Origin of the sequence: Culicoidibacter larvae, from assembly GCF_005771635.1 — a bacterium.
GTDB classification, from domain to species: Bacteria; Bacillota_I; Bacilli_A; order Culicoidibacterales; family Culicoidibacteraceae; genus Culicoidibacter; species Culicoidibacter larvae.
The window spans coordinates 52,713-78,443 of record NZ_VBWP01000007.1; the positions used below are offsets into that span (position 1 = coordinate 52,713).

Sequence of the window (25,731 nt, forward strand, 5' to 3'; positions counted from 1 at the left end):
ACTCACATCCTTCATTTTTTACGCTAACTTAATCATTTTACCACATTCCAAATTTGATGGCAAAATCGTTTGTTTTTGATGAATTTTTGGAAAAGCAGCGAGCCGCGGTGCTCGCTACTTTTCTGACTTTCTCCCCCTAAAAATTTTCTATATATATGTATTTAGTCAAATTGTACTTTCTTCATTTATAAATAATGCTATACTATGTTGGAAAGGATTTGAAGTTATGGATCGCAATATTTATTTGGCTGTTTTTTTGATTTTGATTGAGGATGGGCGGATTTTGTTGTTGCAACGCGACAATACCGGCCACGAGGATGGCAATTGGTCGTTGCCTGCCGGGCATGTGGAACATGGCGAGTCTGCAAGTGCGGCAATGATACGCGAAGCACGTGAGGAAATTGGCATTGAGTTAGTGCCGGAAGAATTGCAGCAAGTGTTTACTATGCATCGGCAGTCTTCAGACCGGACATATATTGATTTATACTTTACTGCCGGCAGTTATGTCGGTAAGGCACACAACTGTGAGCCAGAGAAGTGCAGTAATCTTTTGTGGTTTGAACGAAATAAATTACCGCTCAACACTATTGATTATGTTCACGAGGTGCTTAACGCCTTGCCTAAAGGCTCTTTTTCTGAGCATGGGTTTTAATTATTAGTCTACTATTATTGTAGATTTACCTGTTTCAAACTATTTTTAAACAAGCTATTTCAGTGAAAATAGCTTGTTTTTTTATTTTTTTACAAAATTACTTTACCTGTCGTAGTAATTGTAGTATACTAGTTTTAGAATTACTACGGCAGTCGTAGTAAAGTGCTGAGAGGAGTGAATATTTTGATTAGCAGTGATGTGATGCGCGGATATAATGATACGATTATTCTGGCAATCTTGGCCCATGAAGATTCGTATGGTTATGAGATCAGCAAGCGAGTTGAAGATGAATCTGACGGTAAATATATTATCAAGGAGACGACACTTTACTCTGCGTTTGCACGTTTAGAAAAAAATGGTTATATAATGTCCTATTCCGGCAGTGAAACGAATGGTCGGGCGCGAACATATTATCGGATTACCCCGACCGGGCGGAATTACTATCAGGAAAAATGTCATGAGTGGGAATTAACAAAAGAGGTTATTAATAAGTTTACTTTGGAGGTATAAATATGGAAACGATTCAAAATTATGTAGAGGTTATGTTTAAGGATTTTCCTAGAACCAAAGCTATGGTTGATTTGAAATCAAATATTCTGGATACAATGGAAAACAAGTATCAGGCTTTACTTGCTGAGGGTAAAAGCGAAAATGAAGCTGTTGGTATGGTAATCAGCCAGTTCGGTAATATTGACGAATTGAAAAAGGAATATGGTATTCTTGATGAGCAAGATGATACCGTTGCTTACGATTACTTAACACATGACGAAGTGGCCGGATATATTAAGTTTCAAAAACTATTCGGTAAAATGCTGAGCCTCGGTGTGGCTCTGATTTTGCTCGGGATTATGATAATGATTTTTTCAACATCAACTTGGTTCGAAAATATGGCTGCGCTTTGCTTTTTCTTATTGCTGGCTTGTGCGGTTGCCCTTTTCATTTTCTTCGGTATGCAGTCGGGACGTTACAAAAAAATTGATCGCTTCGAGTTTCGCTTAACTGGTGATGATATTGTTTGGGTAACTGAACTTAGTGAAAAGTTCCGAACTTATTTGCAAGCGGCAATTACAATCGGCACAACTATTATTATTTTAGGTGTAGCACTCACAGTTTTCTTTACAACAATTTATCCAGTTGCTGATAATCTCTCAACGTTACCATTGTTTACTACAATAATTATTGGTGTATATTTCTTTATTACTGCCGGGATTGGCGATTCAGCTTATAAAAAGTTGTTGCAGGATAAAGAGATGCGCGAAGAGGCTGAGCGTGAAGCAAGATTTGGCTGGCTCTTCGGGATAACAATGCCACTTGCTGCAATGTTGTTCTTAGTTCTTGGTTTGGCCTTCAATCTTTGGTATATTGCCTGGATTGTGTTCCCGATTGCTGCTATCGGAACAACTGCGGTGGTACAAATTTTAAATCATACCATTCGCTCTTAGGGGTGAAATTTAAAAGGCCGCGAGCTTAGCTCGCGGCCTTTTTTCCTTTATCCGATAACCTCAATATTTTCCAGGCCGCCATAAATTGTCCACCATGGAACTGCGCCTTTTGCCAACAGCTCATTAAGGGCAGTAATGTTGTAGGTACCTTCTTTTTTCAACCAAGTATCCAGTGCGGCATCGCTTAAGCCGTAGGCGGCAACGCCGTTTTGCCAAGTCGCGCGGCCACAGAGCACACCTGAGAATGGTGTGCCGGCTTCGGTCGCCAGAGTGATGGTGTCGCGGAACTGCTCAGCAGTGACGCCAGCGCTGAGGTAGATAAATGGTAGTTTAGCTAAGTCAGCTGCCGCGTGGAAGTGTTTAATGGCTTCTTCTTTGGTGTAGGCAAATTCACCTTCGGCATAGCCTTCAACGTATTTGATGTTAATTGGCACTTCCAGTTTTAAAACATCTACACCGTAACGTGGTTTAGAAAACTCTTCAATAGCCGCATTGACATATTGCGGTTTTTTTTGCGCATATTCAATGCCTGACATGTCATCCATTTGGTGATCATAAGTGATTGGTTCTAAGAAGAATGGAATATCAACCGCTTTACATTCAGCACCAATTCGTTCAATCCAGGCATGTTTTAATTCCAGGATATCTTGTGGTTCATATGGATCATAATAAATTAATATTTTAACTGCGTCGCCATGATGCTCTTTAATGCGCAGTGCTGAAAGATCATCAATTAAGTCCGGTAAGCGCCCCGGGGTTTCAACATCATAGCCGGTTTTCTGATAAGAAAGCAGCAATCCGGTTTGTTCATGGCGAGCGGCAATTGCCGGGGTGCCATATTGTAAGTCCAATAAAATTGCTGACGCATATGGCGTCAGTTCGCGTGACACCGCGGTTTTAAAATATTCTACTTCTTCAACACTCGCCTCGTGGCCTTTTGCTTTGCTGATCATTTTCACCATTGAACCACGTTGGTCAATAGCAAGTGCGGCAATAACGCCGTTATCATCTGATAATCGTTGCAAACCGGCAAATTTTCCTTTAGTCATGGTAATCATTTTAGTATCCTCCTATGCTATCTCTTGTTTTAATTGTATCGTTGTTTTTAGGTGGTGTAAAGGATAAGGCTCAAAGAAAAAGGCGGTCCGAGCCGGACCGCCTTTTTCAGCATTTGAATAAAAACTTACGGGAATAGGTGTTCATTCTTGCTTTTCATTTAGTCGTATCGCTTGTAGGCAAAACGTCTTTTTCTACTTCCATCCTCCTTATTTGTTAAATTGTGTTATTCATCCACGATAAAAATATAAATCTAAATGTGATTTTTTACAACTAATATGTTCTAAAAAAGTGATATAAAATTTAATAAAGCATATTGGTTGTTTGCCAGCAAAAACGAGTATATAATTTTAGTTCATTTTTTATGTAAAAAGCAGACAAGTGTTACTTGTCTGCTTTTGCTTTCTTCTCAAAAAAGAATCGGCGTTCTTCTATATTATAATTAATTTTGTATACATAGCCATAGTCTAATTGTGTACGAAGTTTCTGCTTCTTTGTAGTTATAGTTTCGCTGCCACGGGTCATAACTCCGGCTCTGCTGTATTGATGCGATACTTCGAAGACATAGGTGCCGCTTGGAAGTATATATACATAGCCACCATTGCGTGTAACTACATTCTGCGGTTCCCGGTCATCAATCGTGTGAATAGTAACACCTTTACCGTCTAATACTTCAACAGCTAAAGGTGTTTCGGTTTTCAACTTTTGTTTTTTATTACGATTGTGTATTGCAAAACCAATACCTACTATAACCACGCCGACCATAACAATACCATATATAATAAAATAATATTCCATGTTATACTTCCTTCACATCGGCATCAAATACTTCAGTACTTGCCGATTCATGAGTTTCTAATAAAGAGAACATTCTATGGAATTGAGTTGGACCTAAGGCTTCGCAATCCAAAACGGTTTCTTCTCCGGTTTGTAAATTTATCATTCTTAAATTGATTGTATCGGTTGTTGAACCTTGTGATACGGTACGGTATCCAAAAGAATAATCAGCTAATTTATAAGTTCCTTTTAGGTGATTGCGTTTGTAATAGCGTAATTCTGCGTTATCAATTTCAATGCGAATATTCTTGCCAATAATCGCATCATAAATGAAGTATACCATGATTAACAGCGCAATTGCTGCGATTGCCAATAGCGCCATGTTGTTACTGCCAATTTTCGGAAAGAAGATTGAAAGCACAATATAAGCTATGATTGCCAGAGCAATCGGTCCGAGAATTCCGTAGAATAAATTTTTCACCATGTTCATTGGTGTTCTTTTAAATGTTTGCATGTCTGGTTACCCCTAACTTTTTCTTATATTTCCTTAATAATAGCAAATAACCAATGTAAAAACAATTGTTAATCTGATGAAAAATGTGAAGATTATGAATAGGCAAAAAGGACTTTATAGAGCGGCGAAAAAGCAACTATATTTTAGTTGCTTTTTCGCTGCATTTTATACTACTTTTCCTTATTATTATTCAATCGGGGGTTTGATTTTTTATAGATAATAAGGCCAAGTGCTAAGAGTATCATTGGCACACCAATAATTAATGCGGTGTCGCTGCTTCCGGTAATCGGTAATTCCGGTTCCGGAGTAACTGGATCTACCGGATCAATCGGTATTTCCACTGGTGCCCAAACTGCATATAGCGTGGTATCGCTAGTAATCGTAAAGTTATCATTTTCATTATAAATAATTGCACGGGTATTTTGACTTGGCGTCATTGACCACCCTACAAAGATATATCCATCTTTTTCAAGCGTGTGTTTGCCTAAGATGGTTACTAGTGCATCACAGTCATACAAGTGCGCATCAGTTGGTGCTTCTCCGGCAGTATGACCATTACCATCGTAGAATACTTGGTATTGCACCGGTAATTCTACTTCGGTACCACCACCATCATTAACAGTGGCGATATTTTTCAGTGTTCCGTCTCCGGCAGGAAGCGGCGTTGCCAAAGTAACATCAAAGGTTACTACAACTTCTTCATCTACATCAAGGCTGGCAATAGTAATTCCAGCTTTAATATCACCGGCAAATGCTACGCCATTTACTTGCAGATTAGTAATTGTGCTACCGGCAAATTCAGTATCAGCCAACTCATCTTTAATGATAATATCACTACCGGCAGTATCGCCAATATTTTTGTAGGTAATTGTATATGTCAACGTTTCGCCGGCACTCGCTTTGCCATCACCACTTGGTTCGCTCACTTCTTTTTTACCAGTATATTCCGGTCCTTTAGAAGTTATTGGTCGCTCAATTGGAATTTCAGTTTCAGCTTCAAATCCATTTGCCGTCGCAATATTAGTCAGTACGTAGTCACCAACAGCGAGCGTATCTGCCAAAGTTACTTTAAAACTTACGGTAACACTTGCGCCCGGCGCGAGAGTTCCGACATTTATCCCGGCTTTTATATCACCGGTATCAGCAGTACCATTTACTTGAAGATCACTGATTGTGCTGCCGCTAAATTCAGTATCGGTTAACTCATCTTTAACAATAACATTTTCAGCATCTTTGTTGCCTTCATTAGTAAAGGTAATGGTATACTCAAGGGTTTCGCCGGCATTCGCTACGCCATCACCACTTGGTTCAACTACTGTTTTGGTTCCAGCAAGACGCGGTGCAGCATCAGTTGGAATTTCTTTTTCAGTTTCTTCACCGTTTGCAGTTGCAATGTTTCTAAGAATGCCATCGCCATTTGGTAATGGATCACTTAAGGTAACATTGAAGGTTACAATAACTTCTGCTCCGGCTTCAACCGTACCAACATTAATTCCCGCAGTAATGTCACCACTATGGGTAGCACCATTGACAACTAAGTCGGTAACTGTGCTGCCGGCAAACTCATCATCTGCCAATTCATCTTGAATGATAACATCAGTTGCCGCAAGGTTTCCATTATTTCTATACGTAATTGTATAAGTTAATGTTTCCCCGGCATCAGCTACACCGTTGCCATTAGCGTCAACAACATCTTTAGTACCAACTAAAATTGGTGCTGCATCTGTTGGGATTTCTTTTTCGGTTTCAGTTCCGTCTCCAGCAGTAGCAATATTTTTCAATACGCCATCACCAGCCGGTAGTGGATTTGCCAAGGTAACATCGAAAGTAACTGTCACTGTTTCGCCAACAGCAATTTCGGCAATTACTAAACCAGCTTTAATGCTGCCGCTGTTTGCTGCACCATTAATCATCAAGTTGCTCACTATGCTGCCGGCAAATTCTGTATCTGACAACTCATCTTTAATAGTTACATTCGTTGCTTTAACATTACCTTCATTGGTGTAGGTAATTGTGTATGATAATGTTTCACCAGCGTTCGCCTTACCATCACCGCTTGGCTCCACAACATCTTTAGTACCGACTAGGTTTGGTGCTCCATCAGTTGGAATTTCAACCTCTGGCTCGTTGCCACCGCCAGTTGCGATATTTTTCAATACCCCATCACCGGCAGGAAGCGGATTAGCGAGTACAACATCGAAGGTAACCACAACAGCTACACCCGGTTCAATTGTACCGACATGAATTCCGGCAGTAATATCACCGGCATGATCAACACCATCAACTTTCAAGTTAGTTACTGTGCTGCCAGCAAATTCAGTATCACTTAAAGCATCAGTAATCACAACATCAGTTGCCGCAAGGTTTCCGTTATTCGTATATGTAACTGTATATGATAATGTTTCGCCAGCATTCGCCTTGCCATCACCGCTTGGTTCCACAACTGACTTAGTACCAACTAAGTTCGGTGCTGCATCAGTAGGAATTTCTTTTTCGGTTTCAGTTCCGTCTCCGGCAGTAGCAATATTCTTCAATACGCCATCACCATTTGGAAGCGGGCTCGCAAGTGTCACGTCAAAGGTGATCGTTACACTTGCTCCTGGCGCGAGTTCACCAACATTGATTCCGGCTTTAATATCACTGTTATTCGCTACGCCATCAACTTTCAAGTTAGTTACTGTGCTGCCAGCAAACTCGGTATCATTAAGTTCATCCTTAACAACAACATTTTCTGCTTTTAAAGCACCCGTATTCGTATAAGTAATTGTATACGATAATGTTTCACCGGCATTGGCTTTACCATCGCCACTTGGTTCCACAACATCTTTAGTACCAACTAAGTTTGGTGCGGCATCAGTTGGAATCTCAGTTTCGGTTTCATTACCGTTTGCCGTGGCAATATTTTTCAATACGCCATCACCAGCAGGTAATGGATTTGCCAAGGTAACATCAAAGGTAACTGTTACCGTTGCTCCCGGCGCTAACTCACCAACATTGATTCCGGCTTTAATATCACCAGCATGAGCTGCACCATCTACCATTAAGTTTGAAACTACGCTGCCAGCAAACTCGGTATCAGCCAATTCATCTTTAACAATAACATCTTCAGCTTTTAAGCTACCGTTGTTAGTGTAAGTAATTGTGTATGATAATGTTTCACCAGCGTTGGCTTTGCCATCACCACTCGGTTCAACAACTGCTTTAGTACCATCTAATTTCGGTGCGGCATCAGTTGGAATTTGGGTTTCCGTCTCAGTTCCATCACCGGCAGTCGCAATGTTTTTCAACATTCCGTTCCCAGCAGGAAGCGGGTCGGCAAGAGTAACGTAGAACACTACGCTTACGCTTGCTCCAGGGTTTAAGTCACCAACGTTAATTCCCGCTTTGATGTCACCGCTGTTCGGAATTCCATCAACTTGCAAATTACCAACGCTGCTGCCGGCAAACTCAGTATCAGCTAATTCATCTTTAATAACAACATCTTTAGCAACCAAGTTTCCGGTATTGGTATAAGTGATTGTGTATTCGAGGGTTTCTCCGGCATTTGCTTTGCCGTCACCACTCGGTTCAACGACCGCTTTAGTACCACTTAAAATTGGTGCTGCGTCAGTTGGAATCTCAGTTTCAGTTTCTTTATCACCAGCAGTTGCGATATTTTTCAATACGCCATCACCAGCCGGCAACGGATTCGCTAAAGTTACATCGAAGGTAACTGTTACTGTTGCACCTGCCGCTAAATCACCAACATTGATTCCTGTTTTGATATTACCACTATTGGCAACACCATCAACAAGCAAGTTAGTAATTGTACTTCCGGCAAATTCAGTATCAGCCAACTCATCTTTCACTACTACATCTTGAGCAGCTAGGTTGCCATTGTTTGTATATGTAATTGTATATGCAAGGGTTTCGCCGGCATTTGCTTTGCCATCACCACTTGGCTCAACTACCGACTTACTACCAACTAAGTTTGGTGCCGCATCAGTTGGAATTTCAATTTCCGGCTCATTATCACCACCGGTTGCAATGTTTTTCAACACGCCATCGCCGGCAGGAAGCGGATTGGCAAGGGTTACATCAAAAGTAACCACTACGCTTGTTCCCGGTGCTAATTCACCAATACTAATTCCCGCTTTGATATCACCACTATGAGCAACACCATCTACTTGTAAATTAGTCACTGTACTTCCGGCAAATTCAGTATCAGTTAAAGCATCTTTAGCAATAACTTCTGCTGATTTCAAGTTTCCGGTATTCGTATAAGTCAATGTGTATGTCAAAGTTTCTCCGGCGTTCGCTTTACCATCACCACTTGGTTCTACAACCGACTTAGTATTTTGCACATAAGGAGCTGCATCAGTAGGAATTTCTTTTTCGGTTTCAGTTCCGTCTCCGGCAGTAGCAATATTCTTCAATACGCCATCGCCATTTGGAAGCGGGTCCGCAAGTGTCACGTCAAAGGTGATCGTTACACTTGCTCCTGGCGCGAGCTCACCAATATTAATTCCTGATTGAATACTTCCATTACTATCCACACCATCAACTTTTAAGTTAGCAATCGTGCTGCCAGCAAATTCAGTATCAGCCAATTCATCCTTAATAACAACATTTTCTGCTTTAACGCCGCCGTTATTTGTATATGTGATTGTGTAGCTTAAAGTTTCCCCGGCGCCCGCTTTGCCATCGCCGCTTGGCTCAACAACATCTTTAGTACCAACTAAATCTGGCGTTGAATCAGTAGGAATTTCTTTTTCAGTTTCAGTTCCGTCCCCGGCAGTAGCAATATTTTTCAATACGCCATCGCCAGCAGGAAGCGGATTAGCAAGGGTTACATCAAAAGTAATCGTTACAACCGCACTTGGCGCTAATTCTGCAATCACAATTCCGGTTTTAATGTCACCAGCATTGGCAACACCATCCACTTTCAAGTTGCTCACTGTACTACCAGCAAACTCAGAATCATCTAGAGCATCGCTTATAGTAAAGTTTTCTGCTTTTAAGTTACCGCTATTTGTATAAGTAATTGTATAGCTTAGCGTTTCACCAGCATTTGCTTTGCCATCACCACTTGGTTCAACTACTGATTTAGTACCAGTAAGAACCGGTGCTGCATCGGTAGGAATCTCAGTTTCGGTTTCATTACCGTTTGCCGTAGCAATATTTTTCAATACGCCATCACCAGCTGGTAACGGATTAGCAAGCGTTACGTCAAAAGTAACGGTAACGGTTGCACCTGGTTCCAATTCACCAACGTTAATTCCGGTTTTAATATTACCAGCGTTAGCAACACCATTTACTTTTACATTAGCAACCGTACTACCAGCAAATTCACTATCAGCTAAAGCATCTTTAACGACAACATTTTCAGCTTTCAAGTTACCTGCGTTGGTATAAGTAATTGTATATGCTAACGTTTCGCCGGCATTTGCTTTGCCATCACCACTTGGTTCTACAACTGTCTTAGCACCACTCAATTCAGGTGCACCATCAGTTGGAATTTCTGTTTCAATCTCTTCGCCATTAGCTGTTGCAATGTTATTCAACACTCCGTCTCCGGCAGGTAATGGGTCGGCAAGTGTCACGTCAAAGGTGATCGTTACACTTGCTCCAGGGATTAACTCACCAACATTGATTCCGCTTTGAATATCTCCGGCAGTATCAACGCCGTTTACTTTCAAATTGGTAACCGTGCTGCCAGCAAATTCATCATCCGCAAGCGCATCTTGAACAATAACATCTGTTGCTTTTAAATTACCATTATTCGTGTAGGTTATCGTGTAGCTTAAAGTCTCACCAGCATTGGCTTTACCGTCACCGCTTGGTTCAACTACCGATTTAGTACCGGTTAAGTTTGGTGCCGCATCAGTTGGAATCTCAGTTTCGGTCTCTTCACCATTAGCAGTGGCGATATTTTTCAATACGCCATCACCAGCAGGAAGCGGACTTGCTAAGGTTACATCGAAAGTGACTGTTACTGTTGCTCCGGCAGCTAAATCACCAGTGTTGATACCTAGGGTAATATCGCCAGCGTTTGCCACACCGTCAACTTTTAAGTTCGTAATTGTGCTACCAACAAATTCAGTATCACTCAATGTATCTTTAACAATGACGTCTTTCGCAGTTAAGTTTCCATCATTTGTATAAGTAATTGTATAGCTTAAGGTCTCACCAGCATTCGCTTTACCATCACCGCTTGGTTCAACCACTACTTTCGTACCGCTTAAGTTCGGTGCTGCATCAGTTGGAATCTCAGTAGTTGTGTCTTCACCATTTGCAGTTGCAATATTTCTTAATACTCCGTCTCCGGCCGGAAGCGGATCAGCTAAGGTAACTTCAAAAGTTACAATTACATTTGCACCCGGTGCAAGCGTACCAACATTAATTCCAGTTTTGATATCGCCGCTGTTATCAATACCGTTTACTTTTACATTAGCAATCGTGCTGCCAGCAAATTCAGTATCTAATAATTCATCTTTAACAATAACATCAGTTGCTGCTAAGTTTCCGTTATTGACAAAGTTAATAGTATAACTTAAAGTTTCTCCGGCATTGGCTTTACCGTCACCGCTTGGTTCAACAACAGTTTTGGTTCCTGCCAAATCAGGAGCTGCATCAGTTGGAATTTCAGTTTCGGTTTCATTTCCGTTGGCAGTGGCAATATTTTTCAACACGCCATCGCCGGCAGGCAATGGATTAGCAAGCGTCACATCAAAAGTAACTACTACAGTTGCTCCAGCTGCTAATTCACCAACATTAATACCTGTCTTAATATTACCAGCATTATCTGCGCCGTTTACTTTCAGATTAGTAACAGTGCTGCCAGCAAATTCAGTATCACTTAAAGCATCTTTTACGGTTACATTTTCTGCTTTCACATTGCCATTATTAACATAAGTAATTGTATAGCTCAAGGTTTCGCCAGCATTCGCTTTACCGTCGCCGCTTGGCTCAACCACCGACTTAGTTCCTACTAAGTCCGGTGCCGCATCAGTTGGAATTTCTTTCTCAACTTCTGCTCCGCCAGCAGTCGCAATATTGCTTAACACCCCATCACCGGCAGGCAATGGATTGGCAAGCGTTACATCAAAGGTAACCGTAACTGTTGCTCCGGCTGCCAAATCGCCAACCGCAATACCAGCTTTGATATCACCACTATGAGCAACACCATCTACCATTAAGTTAGTAACTGTGCTACCAGCAAATTCAGTATCAGATAATTCATCTTTAACAACAACATCTTTAGCTGCCAAACTACCATTATTAACAAAACTAATTGTATAACTTAATGTTTCACCAGCATTGGCTTTACCGTCGCCACTTGGCTCAACCACTGACTTAGTACCCACTAAGTCCGGTGCCGCATCAGTCGGAATTTCAATCTCAGGCTCATTATCGCCACCAGTAGCAATATTTTTCAACACGCCATCGCCAGCTGGTAACGGATTTGCTAAGGTTACATCGAAGGTAACTGTTACTGTATCACCAGGTTCAAGTGCACCTAAGTTAATACCAGTTTTAATATCACCAGCAACACTAACACCGTCTACTTGTAAATTAGTAACAACGCTACCAGCAAACTCATCATCAGATAATGTATCTTTAGCGATTACCTCACCCGACACCAAGTTACCGGTATTTGTATAAGTTAAAGTATATGATAATTTTTCACCGGCATTGGCCTTACCATCACCGCTAGGCTCAACGACTGACTTATTATTTTGCACATACGGAGCTGCATCTGTAGGTACTTCAGTTTCGGTAGAAGTTCCCCCGGCAGTAGCAATATTCTTCAATACACCATCGCCAGCTGGTAACGGATCCGCAAGCGTCAGGTCAAATGTGACACTCACACTTGCTCCCGGTGCTAAATCACCAACATTAATGCCAGCAATAATATCACCACTATGAGCAATACCATTCACCATCACATTAGTAATCGTACTGCCAGCAAATTCTGTATCGCGAAGAAGGTCGCGAATGACTACATTCTCAGCAGTCAAATTACCATTATTAATATAAGTAATCGTATATGACAACGTTTCGCCAGCATTGGCTTTACCATCGCCACTTGGTTCGACAACTGATTTTGTACCAGCTAAATCCGGCGCCGCATCAGTTGGAATTTCAGTCTCGGTTTCCTCACCATTCGCAGTCGCAATGTTCTTCAACACACCATCTCCGGCAGGAAGCGGATTGGCAAGTGTTACGTCAAATGTGACGCTCACACTTGCTCCCGGGTTTAATTCCCCAACATTGATACCGCTCGTAATATCTCCGGCAGTATCAACACCATTGACTTTCAGGTTTGTTATAGTGCTTCCGGCAAACTCAGTATCATCTAAAGCATCTCCAATCATAACATCCGTTGCTTTTAAGTTTCCGTTATTCACATAAGTAATTGTGTAACTTAAAGTTTCGCCAGCATTCGCTTTACCATCACCACTTGGTTCAACCACTGATTTAGTACCAACTAAGTGCGGTGCCGCATCAGTTGGAATTTCAGTCTCAGTTTCTTCACCATTAGCTGTCGCAATATTTTTCAACACGCCATCACCAGCTGGTAATGGACTTGCTAATGTCACATCGAAAGTAACTGTTACAGTTGCACCAACAGCTAAATCACCGACATTAATTCCAGTTTTAATATTGCCGTTATTGGTTACACCATTAACTTTCAAATTGCTAACTGTGCTGCCAGCAAATTCAGTATCGGCAAGCGCATCTTTAACAATGACATCCGTTGCTTTTAAGTTACCATTATTTACATAAGTAATTGTGTAGCTTAATGTTTCACCAGCATTGGCTTTACCATCACTATTTTCATCAGCTACTGACTTAGCACCAACTAAATGAGGCGCCGCTTCGGTAGGAATTTCAGTTTCAGTTTCATTACCATTTGCAGTTGCAATATTCTTCAATACACCATCACCAGCAGGCAATGGATTAGCTAAGGTTACATCGAAAGTGACACTTACAGTAGCACCTGGTGCGATTGTTCCAACATTGATTCCGGCTTTAATATCTCCGGCATTTGCTGTACCATCAACTGCTAAATTGCTAACTGTGCTGCCAGCAAATTCAGTGTCTGCTAATTCATCTTTAACAATAACGTTCTCAGCATCGATATTACCATTATTGGTGTAAGTAATTGTGTAGCTTAAAGTTTCACCAGCGTTTGCTTTGCCGTCACCGCTTGGTTCAGTTACAGCTTTGTTACCTACTAAATCCGGAGCTGCATCAGTTGGAATCTCAGTTTCAGTCTCAGTTCCATTGGCAGTCGCAATATTTTTCAGCACACCATCGCCAGCTGGCAATGGATCAGCTAAGGTTACATCAAAAGTAACACTTACACTTGCCCCAACAGCCAACTCACCAATATGAATTCCAGCTTTAATATCGCCAGCATTCACTACGCCATTTACTTTCAAGTTACTTACTGTACTACCGGCAAACTCGTCATCACTCAATTCATCTTTGACAATAACATCAGTTGCCTTCAAATTACCATTGTTTACATACGTAATCGTATATGACAATGTTTCTCCGGCATTAGCTTTACCGTCACCACTTGCTTCAGTAACAGCTTTAGTACCTGCTAAGTTTGGTGCTGCATCAGTTGGAATTTCAGTCTCAGTTTCAATTCCGTTAGCTGTTGCAATATTTCTCAACACACCATCGCCAGCTGGCAACGGACTCGCTAATGTCACATCAAAAGTAACACTTACGCTTGCTCCGGCTGCCAAATCACCAACATTAATTCCAGTTTTGACATTACCGCTATTGGCAACACCATTTACTTGCACATTGCTTACAACACTTCCGGCAAACTCAGTATCTGCCAAAGTATCCTTAACAATAACGTCTTTAGCAAGTAAGTTTCCGTTATTGATATAAGTAATTGTGTATGACAATGTTTCTCCGGCATTCGCCTTACCATCACCACTAGGTTCAACAACTGTTTTTGTTCCTGCTAAATCAGGAGCAGCATCTGTCGGAATTTCTTTTTCAACTTCTTCACCGCCAGCAGTTGCGATATTTTTCAATACGCCATCACCACTTGGCAGCGGATTAGCTAACTCTACATCAAATGTAACTGTAACTGTTGCACCAACAGCGATATCACCAACATTAACGCCGGCTTTAATATCGCCAAACCATACTGCTGAACCATCGACTTTCAAGTTCTTAACTGTACTTCCGGCAAATTCAGCATCATCTAAAGCATCTTGAACAATAACATCTTTTGCTACAAGATTTCCGGTATTAGTAAACGTCAACGTGTAAGACAAGGTCTCACCAGCATTCGCTTTACCATCACCACTTGGTTCTACAACATTTTTAGTACCAACTAAATTTGGTGCCGCATCAGTTGGAATCTCAGTCTCAGTTTCCTCGCCATTTGCTGTTGCAATGTTTTTCAACACACCGTCTCCGGCAGGCAATGGGTTGGCAAGGGTTACGCTGAAAGTAACGCTTATTGTCGCGCCAGGTTCTATCGCACCAACGTTGATTCCGGTTTTAATATTACCACTTGCAGTAACACCATTTACTTTTAAATCAGTAATCGTACTTCCGACAAACTCAGTATCATTGAGCGCATCCTGAACGATAACATCACTTGCTGCTAAGTTACCAGTATTTGTATAAGTAATCGTATACTGTAATGTTTCGCCAGCATTCGCCTTACCATCACCGCTTGGTTCAGTTACTGTTTTGCTTCCGTTTAAAATCGGAGCTGCATCAGTAGGCACTTCTGTTTCGGTAGAAGTCCCCCCGGCAGTAGCAATATTCTTCAATACGCCATCGCCAGCTGGTAATGGGTTCGCAAGTGTCACGTCAAATGTGATCGTTACACTTGCTCCAGCTGCTAAATCACCAACATTGATTCCGGTTTTAATATTACCAGCATTATCTGCGCCATTCACTTTTAGATTAGTAATTGTGCTTCCGGCAAATTCAGTATCAGCTAAAGTATCCTTCACTTCAACATCCTTCGCTGTCAAGTTACCATTATTAGTATATGTAATTGTATAACTTAATGTCTCGCCGGCATTCGCTTTACCATCGCCACTTGGCTCAGTAACAACTTTAGTACCACTTAAGTTTGGTGCTGCATCAGTTGGAATTTCTTTTTCAGTTTCAGTTCCATTGGCGGTCGCGATATTTTTTAATACGCCATCACCTGCCGGTAATGGGTTAGCTAGAGTTACATCAAAAGTAACACTCACGCTTGCTCCGGCTGCCAAATCACCAACATTGATTCCCGCTTTAATATCACCGGCATTATCCACGCCGTTTACCTTCACATTAGTAACTGTACTTCCGGCAAATTCATCATCAGCCAAAGTATCTTTAATAACAACATCTTTTGCAGCCAAGTTACCATTATTTGTATAAGTAATTGTATAACTTAATGTTTCACCAGCGTTGGCTTTGCCATCACCGCTTGGCTCAACAACATCTTTGTTACCCACTAAGTTTGGTGCTGCATCAGTTGGAATCTCGGTTTCAGTCTCTTCACCATTAGCAGTCGCAATATTTTTCAATAGGCCATCGCCATTTGGTAACGGACTTGCCAATGTTACTTTAAATGTAACGGTAACACTAGCACCTGGTGCTAAATCACCAACGTTAATTCCAGCTTTAATGTTTCCGGCATTTGGGACTGCGTTTACTTGCAAATCACTTACCGTACTGCCACCAAATTCGCTGTCACTTAAAGTATCCTTAACAATAACATCCTTCGCAGTCAAGTTACCATTATTGATATATGTAATCGTATATTCTAAAGTTTCGCCAGCATTCGCTTTCCCGTCTCCGCTTGGCTCAACCACTGATTTTGTACCAACTAAATCCGGTGTCGCATCAGTTGGAACTTCTTTTTCAACTTCTTTTTCATTGCCATCACGGTCCGTTGAAACAGCAATATTTTTCAATATACCATCACCGGCTGGTAATGGACTTGCTAAAGTCACATCAAAACTAACTGATACCGTTGCACCAGGTGCAACCGTTCCGACATTAATTCCGGCTTTAATATCGCCACTATTTGCCACACCATTCACTTTTACATTAGTAATCGTGCTGCCAGCAAACTCAGTGTCATCCAAAGCATCTCTAATAACCGTTTCGTAAGATTTACCAACACCATTATTAGTATAACTGATTGTATATGATAAAGTTTCACCGGCACTTGCTACATCATCACCATCTTCATCAACAACAATTTTTGTTCCTGATAAATCTGGTTCAGCCTCTTGATACACAAAAGTAATATTTGCATCTGCTGTTGGTGTATATACAAAAGTATCACCAGTCATTGGTACCATCGCACCACCGTCAACTTTATAACCAATTAACGTATAATCTTCAAAAGTTGGCACTGTACGAGTAATTTCAATGTTCTTCTTCAATAAATCACTTTCACTCATACTAAAGCCATCGATTGGATCTCCAGTAGACAGTAACTCACTATCATAAGTCAAACTTACCCAATTTTCCAAATTACGCTCATAAAAGAACGTATGCACATAGCTTTCTGATGCTACATAATCAACATTATTCAAAGTATAAGTTATCGGACTGGTTTGCCCGGTTTTAAAATTCCAGTAAGGTTGTTCACCATTCGGTAATTCTTCATATTTACTAATAGCGACCTCATCATAGCCCATTGAAGGGGCGATGATGACTGCACCATTGGCATCAAGAGGAAGTCCGTAAACAGTAGTTGAAACACCATCAATATTTGATTTTACAACATTATCAGTCGTAGCGGCATACAACTCAACTTCTTTAGCAGCTAAAGTACTTATTCCTTCACCAAGATCACGCCCGAATAAACGCGTTCCATCATCCCACTGACCAACACCATTATGTTTCAACGTTGTTGGTGTGTAAAAATTATCAGCTGTATACGCCTGGAAAGTTTCACTCACTTTTCCATACGCGCGATCTACAGCCATAACATACACACGACTGTTTTCAGTTACATCAATTTCTCCGGTCCAGGTTTTTCCGCTAGCTCCGCCATCAATCGGCGCATCAACTAGACTACCGGTACGATATGCCGAATTTGCATATAATTCCTCAAATTTTGCTTTCGTTAAATCAACTGAATTAATATTGAAGTCCGCATTACTGGTATCATAAGGGACAACAACATAACGAACCTCTTGCAATTCAGAACTAATTGTAATATTCATATTCGGATCATCAAATGCTGCCGGCAATTTTGCTGCAACAGTAATCTTATTCTGCGTTGTATTATCTTCGGTCAGATACACTTTTTGTGGCGAATAATCCAATGATAACGTAATCGGATCTACCGTTGGCGCACCACGCATATACATAACTTCATATAAATAACGGTCATATAATCCCCGGCGAGTATCGCCATTTTGGTCATATTGCGGTTGGTAATCCCAGCCCCACGCAACTGAACCAGAACCATCATTACCCCATTTGTAAATATTTCCATATTCATCCAGCAAAGTATATGCTGAACGACTGGCAACAACTTGTTTTACATATGGTACATCTTTAAAAGCAAGGTTCTTCCAAACATCTTCTTTAGGATCATTATATTTTTCATCATAAATAGTTGGATGCAAATCATTAAATCCATAGCCGCCACGGCCGCTTGGACGCAAGCCTGCTGCCGGATTCTTTGTACTTGAATCATAAATCTGCGTGTCCCCATCACCAATAATTTTTGGCCACTGTTGCGCTTTCGCCAACATAATATCATTATTAGTTTCATAACCGCCCTCACGTCCAAGTGCAAAATATCTATTTGAACCCCAAGCCCATGAGCGACCATATTGATCGATGAAATAGCTGACACTCTCTCCTGCCCAAACACTTTTAGCAACCGGTGTATATCCATAAGCAGCTACCTCAGCCGCATCAATCTCAAGTTGAATCGGAGTTGAAGTAACACTTACTCCAGCAGTACCACCGCTCACTCCATAAATTGCACCCCATTGCCAAACTTTCCCATCAGCATCAAGCGCGACGTTCATCCCATATGAAGAACTAATATCAATAATTTTCCCCATACCGGCTGGCTTGGTCATTTTAGCAGGTGTACTGCTATTTCCGGTTGTTCGTCCATTTCCAAGACGCCCTTGATATTGATACCCGGCAGACCAAATATCACCATTTTGATCAACAGCGTGAAATTGATTATCACCGGCAGTCATATCAACAAAAGTAATTCCTGCGGGCACATTAAATTTTACCGGTGTCGTTTGCGAAGTTGAAGTTGTGCCATTTCCTAATTGTCCGTTAGCATTGTAACCCCAACCCCAAATATTACCATCAACATCTATCGCATAATTAAAGCCCATGATTTCACCATTACTAGATAAAATCTGTTTAATTTTCGGTAATCCGGCAACCTTTACTGGTTGTCGATTATTAAGTGTAGTTGTGCCATTCCCCATTTGTCCATAACCACCATGACCCCAAGTATAAACATTTCCCTGGTCATCCAAAGCTACACGGTTATGATAGTTCCCTTGGACAGATACAACCTTAATATTATTATCAACAAAATATTCAACCCGACGCATTCCGCCAAGATAACCATTCACTGCAGCATTCATTGCAACAGTTGTACCATCAGCATACTTGTCCACTCCGGTTTGTCCATAGGCATTGTACCCCCATGACCAAACACTACCGTTTGAATCTACTGCTGCTCCGCCAAGATAGCCATTCACTACCTCAACAAATTTAACTGCAGAAATCTGCCCATATGACGGGGCATCATAATTCATTCCTGCACCAAGCGCAACTGCTTGCGTTTCCGCCTCCGGCTCACTGTCCGGCGCAGCTGCCTGCACAATATTATTCGGAATCATCAACGCTAGCGTAATCGCCACCGCAAATAATTTCCATGCTAAGTTACCAATCTTTTTCATGATTTAACTCGCTCCTAACCTCTAAAAACTCTACAAAACGACATACTCGTTCAAACATAATTATAGCAACAGAAAATCATGAAACTTTAAAATACTTTATTTTCATTGCCATTACACATTACGTCACTTTTGTGTATGACAGACTGCCCTATTTTTCATTATTACTTTCTAAAAAACACTAAGTAAATACCTAGTAATATTAACGATACCAGTGCTGCAATCCCACCATATATCATCACCCGCTGCGGGGCAAAAAAACTATTATCCTGTGAATATTCAGTAGCAGCATCTGCAACTACACCATTATTATCTGTATATACGTACTCAGCCGGGCTGCGATAATCATGGCTGCCCGAATTGGTGACAACCGAGGCTTGCGAGGTTGTCACATCATCTTCCTCCCCGGAAAACTGACCGTCAACTTCAGCCCATAAGCCGTCTTTAATTCTGGTATTGCTGATAACCTCAACAACCCGCGCATTACTGGCATCCAAAGCCATTGCATTCACATCCGCCGCTGATTTGCCTGTCAAACCAGACGAATACGTTGAAAAGCTATTCGCCACAATCACATAACTGACTGGTGTTTGGGGACGAACAATAAATACAGTCACCACCCGCGGTGCTGCTGTATTTCCCGACGCGTCAACAGCAGTCAATGTTACATTATAAGTACCGACCGTTTGTTGATTCACCTTTGTAGCAAAATCACTATTTACCGGACTGCCATCATCAGTCTTGGCAACGATATCGGTCAAAAACTGTGCCTCAGTACGGGCTACCGGCATATAATATGTGATCCCTTGAGCAGCTACTGCCTTATCTACTGAAATAATCGGTGCTGTAGTATCAACTACATGGATAGTAACATCAACAAAATAGGCTGTTGCATCGGACTGGTTATCTACGCGAACTAACACCGCATATGTTCCTAGTGCTTGCACATAATCAAGATCATAATCGCTGCTAAACAGTACTTGTTCATCCTTAGGAAGTTCCAAGTCATTATAAAAGTCCTGTTCACTTTTCTGAACCCCTAATTCATAAACAAGTTCCTGACTCTGCATTGGACCACTGCCATCTGATTTATTAAGTACCGCAAAGTCACTGCTTGTCACTAAATGCAACTGACCATCAATTGTTAAATCAGTTGACTCTACTGCCGTGTCACCATTATCAAACGTAATATTCGCCGTCAAATTACGCCAAAACAATTTGCTTCCATCCTGCAACGAAGTGATATCTGCCGCCTTCGACACATCAATTGAATAATGCTTATCCGATTCCGAAAAAATTCCGTTTCCTTCATTTCTTGCCACATTTAGCAGCGCACCATCGCCAACATTTATCTGCACATTGTTCGCCAAAGTTAGCGGCGCACTTTTACCACCCACAGCTACCTGCAATCGGGAACGTATTCCAAGCTCTATATCACCAAGACTATGCAGTGATCCATAACTGCTAGTTGCAGTAAACTTGAAATGTGCATCTGCTTCAAGTGTAACTCCACTAAACGCATAGCCACCATATAAAATATCTTCGGTCTTCGCCGCAACTTGTGCTCCTTCACTCAAATGAAGCGGTCGTTTATCATATTGATAAAACAAAGCAAATGCTTCCGGATAATTGATATCCAACTGCGCGCCTTTACCAATGCTCAATTCCTGGTTTAAACCACGGAACCAAAATACCGAATGCTGTTTCACCGAACCAGCATTCACACTTTCTACCGCTAGGCCACTGTTGGCTTCAAAAACAAGCTTACTGACTTCACCAACTTCACCCGGCTCATCACTCACCATTCCGCCAACTCCCTGGCGCTGAATGACCGCGCTGTTTTGTCCGCGGAAAATCGTTGTACCCCCAGGATTATAAACCATCTGCGGTCCGCTATAATGATAGTTATTAAAAATGAGGACCGTATCATTCATAAACAGACCAGTTGAAGCAGCAAAAGTACCATAACTATTTCGGCCGCGAACAACCAAATCGTTCACCGTCAACTGCATACCGCTGCCAACTTGAATTCGCGATTGTAAAGTATTACCTTCAGTCAAAGTAAATCCATTTCCGTGAATGACTAAATCACGCACCGCCATAACAATTGGCGCCACGTTCTCCAAGGTAATATTATTCATTATAGTAATCTCTTTTACATCAGCATCCAACAACGCCTCATGTAATGTTACATAATTCTCAACAACCGCATGCTTCGTTGCACTAACATCAGCCGTATTATCTGCGGCACTAACATCAACAACACCAAAACAAACCCCGCTGAGTATTACAAAAACACTCATAACTAAACGAATTACTTTGCGCATAACAAGTCCCCCCTTTGCATGCTAAATTTCTCTATTGTACTCAGTATATAATAATCGTTTGGTTTTTCTTACCAAAACCATCATCCTAACTAAAGCAGCCACAATCAAAACAATTGGAATAAACACAAAAACAAATACCGCAAGATAGACCCAATCCATAACTTGATTACTCATAGATAACGAGTCAGCAATATAAGTTTCATTTTGGACTAAAATCTGCGAATGCGGTGCCTCCAGAAAAGTCACCGTATTCGTTGTCCCGGCAGCAGTACGAAACGTTACCGAGTATTGTCCGCTATCAGCACTACCACCAACATACTCAACAATCGCTTCAGTAATCTCAACCGCTGAACCATCACTCAAACGCCACGCTTTTGCCTGTGCCTTGGCAATTAATTCCTGCTGCGACAATCCCTTCACCACATCAGCATCCAACAACACATCCATCGCATCAATACCTTCATTGCTGTCTGCATCAGTAATCGTATTCGGATAATACACCGTCATATAGACAATCTTTTCCAAAGTTTGTCCCGACGCCTCATCATAATACTTAATCTGCACCGGGTACGTCCCAGCACGATACTCGCTCAAATCATCCGCATTCACCGTATCCGGTGCCTGCGCACTTGCACTCACCGATGGCAACAACAATAGTAAAACAGCAACTAAAACAATCCCAATCCGACTCATCGTTCCACCACTCCTTCCGGAATAGTTACCACGACTTCAACAACATCATCTTGAATATCAATTACTGCCTTCCCACCTAATGACTTAGATAACTCTTGCACCAAATAAACACCATTACCACTGCTATATGTCTCATCGCTTAATTCAATAGTAAATCGATTGCTTCGCAACCGCTCAATGTCGCGGGCATTCGCCCGATTAATACAGATTAACTGCACATAACCATTTTCTACATTTATAGCAAACTCAATATCACTTTCCGATGCAGCATATTTTACCGCGTTAGAAATTAAATTATGGATAACTAACTGTAAAGCAAAACGATTCATACAAATCAAAGTCTTCTCAGTACTAGAAAAATCAAGATACACTCGCCGCTGCTCCAGCAGCACTTCAAAATCTTTCTCTACCTCATAGAACAAATCAACAGCATCAAAAAACTCTGCGCCACTTTCCAAGTTATTCACATTTTCAGCAATTGAACGCAACAATACATTTATTCGTTTTAATAATTTATCATTTTGTGTAATATTATACTTTAAAGCCAATTGTGATAACTCTTCATCAGCAAAACCACTTCTTAACATTGCTTGGTTTTGTAAAAGCGTCTGATACAATGGCGTCTTTAACTCATGTAATGAACCACGCGCTATCTTCAACAAGAAATCTAAACGCTGACGTTCAAATAATAACAATAGCTCTAAATCGGTATACTGTTTAGAAACATTCTGCAAGGTTTCATCAAGTCGATGAACAAATTGATTAAATTCTGTACCAATTGCCGTATTATCCTCAATCAATGCCACGTCAAAATCTTTCATTTCATTAATCGCTTTACGAATATTGCGCAACGGTTTAAACAACATGCGATTTACCAGTGTTACAATAACAATTAATAACAAGAACAAGACGGTCACAAAAATCGTCAGCCAAATAAACATACTATTTAAATAATCAAGCATTGAAACATGATAAATGACCATCATGACATTCAAATCACCATTGACCGTATTCACTATCCCTTGCGACTTATATAAAACTTCATCACCATTAAAAAGATCACGAATATTCGTTATATCAACACCCGGAAACGTAGTAAAAACAACCTGCTCACCATCAAGAACAATTAATTCCATACTATTATTATTTACAACCGTGCTTAACTTAGTTGCCAAAACCTCAGAACTGCTCTTCTCATTCAGCACTAAAGAAACCTCAGACTGAACATCGGTGATAACACCGCTCTCCAGTCGCTGATATTCACTGCCAATCTGCAAAATCATCAAGATAAATACCACTACCAAAACAGCATAAGCAAGAAAAACCGGGACAAAGATCAATAACTTCTTATTCATTCCACCGATACCCAACATTACGAATTGACTGTACCGCATTTAATCGCAATTTCTTTCTTAATAACTTGACCTGCGTGTCAACTACTCGGGATGTAATCTCATCCTTAGAATCTGACCAAATATCATCTATAATCTTATCTCGCTCCAACACTTGCCCCATGTGTTTTATAAAATAAACTAGTAACTGGTATTCCTTAAAAGTAACATCAACTTTTACGCCATCCTTAAAAACCTCATAATTATTGAGATGGATAGTAATATTCTCGCGCATTGACTTTAAAATGCCAGCATCTTCCTCTGCAGCAAACAACTTAATCGGGTCCTTAAGAACCCGTTCAACATACTTCACTAAAACATCTTCCCGCACACCTTTATGCAGATACTGATCAACCGAATTATCCAACGCTGAGATTTCAACATCAGCTGAATCAATACCCGTTAAAATAATCGTCTTCACTTTCGTATCAATTCTTTTTAAATAACGCATAAGCTGCACACCGCTCATCGCCGGCATCATATAATCAGTTATCACCAAGTCGTAACTCTCATCCTGAAAAAGATCCAGGGCTTCAATCGGACTTTCCGTAGCCCGAACCTCATATCCGGCCTGTACTAAAACTTCCTGAATCTGTTGACGATATTGCATATCGTCTTCAACAAATAATATCTTCGTCATAAAACCACTCCATTAATCCATCGTTTATGCCATCAATTATTTAAACCATATTCTATCACACCTTGCCATTACAAAACGCAAATTACATTTATCTCTTTTAAACGACACAATGTGAAATCAAATGATTTAGTCAATCGGGTTAATATTATCACAAAATAAAAAGGGACCTATCTATAGTAAGTCCCAAAAAATCACCGCTCTAATCCCCCCGCCTATTAGAACCGTTTTATAATATTTTATGTAATTATCATATAACGATTTTCATTTTATCTTAATTCCAATGTGAAGTCAACAGAAACCTCAACTTCATAATATATAACATATTCTTACCATTTTTAAACAAAAACCGGAGCCCAAGCAACTTGGTCTCCGGTTCCAAAATTCTCCCCTAATGCTCACGATTATAATGGCATAGTGCACCAATCATTCCAGCATCATTTCGGTGCATACAATACTCAACCGGCACCTGTAAATCAACCCACTTCTCAGTTGCCACACGCGGCATCACCCGTAAAATATTATCCAGCAACCTCGGGTTACCACTTACGCCGCCACCAATCAACACCTTCTGCGGATCATACGCCGCAATTGCATTAAACACAACAACCGCAATTCGCTCATACCAACGCTCAAGCACAGCAAGTGCCGTCTCGCTCTCATCAGCAAAAATTTCTTTGCCGTTCACCTGCGCTTCACGCGGCAAATTCATCGCTCGCTTATACATCGAAACCAACTCAGCAGTTGAAGCAGTATTATGCATCATCTTATAACGACCACTTTCAGTACGTTCCACTAGCGACATACCAAACTCGCCACCACGAAAATGACTGCCAATAAACGGCTCATTATTAATAATGATACCTACCCCAATACCGGTACCAATCGTCACGCACACATAATTATCCAGACCTTGCGCATGCCCATTCAATTGTTCGGCAAGCGCTACACAACGAGCATCATTCTCAATCATCACCGGCAACCCAATAACCGTCTCAAGCTCACTTACAAACTCACACTCATCAAGATATACTAACGCACCTCCACGAATAACATACCCAGCCTTTGAATTAATAAACCCTGGCATACTAATCGAAACCGCAACCGGCGCAAAAGCCTGCTGACCAACAACATACTCACTCAAACAAGCAAACAAGCCTTCCTTTGTAGCCGGTGTATGCATCTCATCCTTATTCAAAAACATGCCATCAGAACTCATCACCCCAGCCTTAACCGCAGTACCACCAATATCAAAAACAACAATATTCTTCATGCCAACCTCCAAAAATAAATCTACACCTATTATATCACTTTTCACTTA

The 25,731-nt window shown here is 41.0% G+C and carries 12 protein-coding genes; 3 read left to right on the forward strand and 9 right to left on the reverse strand.

The features are described from left to right. Positions 1-226: 226 nt before the first annotated feature. From FEZ08_RS08445 to FEZ08_RS08455, 3 genes are all read left to right on the forward strand, one after another. Positions 227-652, forward strand: a complete 426-nt coding sequence (locus tag FEZ08_RS08445; protein WP_138191333.1) for an NUDIX hydrolase — start codon at positions 227-229, stop codon at positions 650-652. 183 nt (positions 653-835) lie between these two features. Further along, entirely contained in the window at positions 836-1,162 is a 327-nt protein-coding gene (locus tag FEZ08_RS08450; protein WP_138191335.1) for a PadR family transcriptional regulator, read from the forward strand. A 2-nt stretch (positions 1,163-1,164) separates the two neighbouring features. Then, on the forward strand, positions 1,165-2,094 hold the full coding sequence (locus tag FEZ08_RS08455) for a permease prefix domain 1-containing protein (RefSeq protein ID WP_138191337.1): 930 nt from the start codon (positions 1,165-1,167) through the stop codon (positions 2,092-2,094). A gap of 47 nt (positions 2,095-2,141) precedes the next feature. Here the strand turns inward: FEZ08_RS08455 and FEZ08_RS08460 are convergent, their stop codons facing one another. The 9 genes from FEZ08_RS08460 to FEZ08_RS08500 form a co-directional block, all read right to left on the reverse strand. Then, positions 2,142-3,152, reverse strand: a complete 1,011-nt coding sequence (locus FEZ08_RS08460; RefSeq protein ID WP_138191339.1) for a tagatose 1,6-diphosphate aldolase — start codon at positions 3,150-3,152, stop codon at positions 2,142-2,144. A gap of 382 nt (positions 3,153-3,534) precedes the next feature. Beyond that, positions 3,535-3,948 carry a hypothetical protein gene (locus tag FEZ08_RS08465; protein WP_138191341.1) on the reverse strand — a complete coding sequence of 138 codons (414 nt, stop codon included), beginning with the start codon at positions 3,946-3,948 and terminating at the stop codon, positions 3,535-3,537. Position 3,949: 1 nt separating this feature from the next. Next, positions 3,950-4,441: a hypothetical protein gene (locus FEZ08_RS08470; RefSeq protein WP_138191343.1), complete on the reverse strand. Its 492-nt coding sequence runs from the start codon at positions 4,439-4,441 to the stop codon at positions 3,950-3,952. A gap of 170 nt (positions 4,442-4,611) precedes the next feature. Further along, a complete protein-coding gene (locus FEZ08_RS08475) occupies positions 4,612-19,365 on the reverse strand; it encodes a DUF7927 domain-containing protein (protein WP_138191345.1) in 14,754 nt (4,917 codons plus the stop codon). A 161-nt stretch (positions 19,366-19,526) separates the two neighbouring features. Then, the gene (locus FEZ08_RS08480) at positions 19,527-21,689 is read right to left on the reverse strand and encodes a LapB repeat-containing protein (protein ID WP_138191347.1); all 2,163 of its coding nucleotides are present in this window, start codon (positions 21,687-21,689) and stop codon (positions 19,527-19,529) included. 21 nt (positions 21,690-21,710) lie between these two features. Then, the gene (locus tag FEZ08_RS08485; protein ID WP_138191349.1) at positions 21,711-22,382 is read right to left on the reverse strand and encodes a hypothetical protein; all 672 of its coding nucleotides are present in this window, start codon (positions 22,380-22,382) and stop codon (positions 21,711-21,713) included. After that, on the reverse strand, positions 22,379-23,737 hold the full coding sequence (locus tag FEZ08_RS08490; RefSeq protein ID WP_138191351.1) for a sensor histidine kinase: 1,359 nt from the start codon (positions 23,735-23,737) through the stop codon (positions 22,379-22,381). Before FEZ08_RS08490 ends, FEZ08_RS08485 begins: the two co-directional genes overlap by 4 nt. Next, complete coding sequence (locus FEZ08_RS08495; RefSeq protein WP_138191353.1) at positions 23,730-24,413, reverse strand: response regulator transcription factor; 684 nt, start codon at positions 24,411-24,413, stop codon at positions 23,730-23,732. Before FEZ08_RS08495 ends, FEZ08_RS08490 begins: the two co-directional genes overlap by 8 nt. 388 nt (positions 24,414-24,801) lie before the next feature. Continuing rightward, complete coding sequence (locus FEZ08_RS08500; protein ID WP_138191355.1) at positions 24,802-25,683, reverse strand: ROK family protein; 882 nt, start codon at positions 25,681-25,683, stop codon at positions 24,802-24,804. Positions 25,684-25,731 lie beyond the last annotated feature (48 nt).

What these genes read in the sequence shown, in the direction of transcription:
- FEZ08_RS08490 (WP_138191351.1), bottom strand. Translation starts at nt 23,737, where the DNA reads ATGAATAAGAAGTTATTGATCTTTGTCCCGGTTTTTCTTGCTTATGCT.
- FEZ08_RS08475 (WP_138191345.1), bottom strand. Translation starts at nt 19,365, where the DNA reads ATGAAAAAGATTGGTAACTTAGCATGGAAATTATTTGCGGTGGCGATT.
- FEZ08_RS08480 (WP_138191347.1), bottom strand. Translation starts at nt 21,689, where the DNA reads ATGCGCAAAGTAATTCGTTTAGTTATGAGTGTTTTTGTAATACTCAGC.
- FEZ08_RS08500 (WP_138191355.1), bottom strand. Translation starts at nt 25,683, where the DNA reads ATGAAGAATATTGTTGTTTTTGATATTGGTGGTACTGCGGTTAAGGCT.
- FEZ08_RS08460 (WP_138191339.1), bottom strand. Translation starts at nt 3,152, where the DNA reads ATGATTACCATGACTAAAGGAAAATTTGCCGGTTTGCAACGATTATCA.
- FEZ08_RS08445 (WP_138191333.1), top strand. Translation starts at nt 227, where the DNA reads ATGGATCGCAATATTTATTTGGCTGTTTTTTTGATTTTGATTGAGGAT.
- FEZ08_RS08455 (WP_138191337.1), top strand. Translation starts at nt 1,165, where the DNA reads ATGGAAACGATTCAAAATTATGTAGAGGTTATGTTTAAGGATTTTCCT.
- FEZ08_RS08465 (WP_138191341.1), bottom strand. Translation starts at nt 3,948, where the DNA reads ATGGAATATTATTTTATTATATATGGTATTGTTATGGTCGGCGTGGTT.
- FEZ08_RS08485 (WP_138191349.1), bottom strand. Translation starts at nt 22,382, where the DNA reads ATGAGTCGGATTGGGATTGTTTTAGTTGCTGTTTTACTATTGTTGTTG.
- FEZ08_RS08495 (WP_138191353.1), bottom strand. Translation starts at nt 24,413, where the DNA reads ATGACGAAGATATTATTTGTTGAAGACGATATGCAATATCGTCAACAG.
- FEZ08_RS08470 (WP_138191343.1), bottom strand. Translation starts at nt 4,441, where the DNA reads ATGCAAACATTTAAAAGAACACCAATGAACATGGTGAAAAATTTATTC.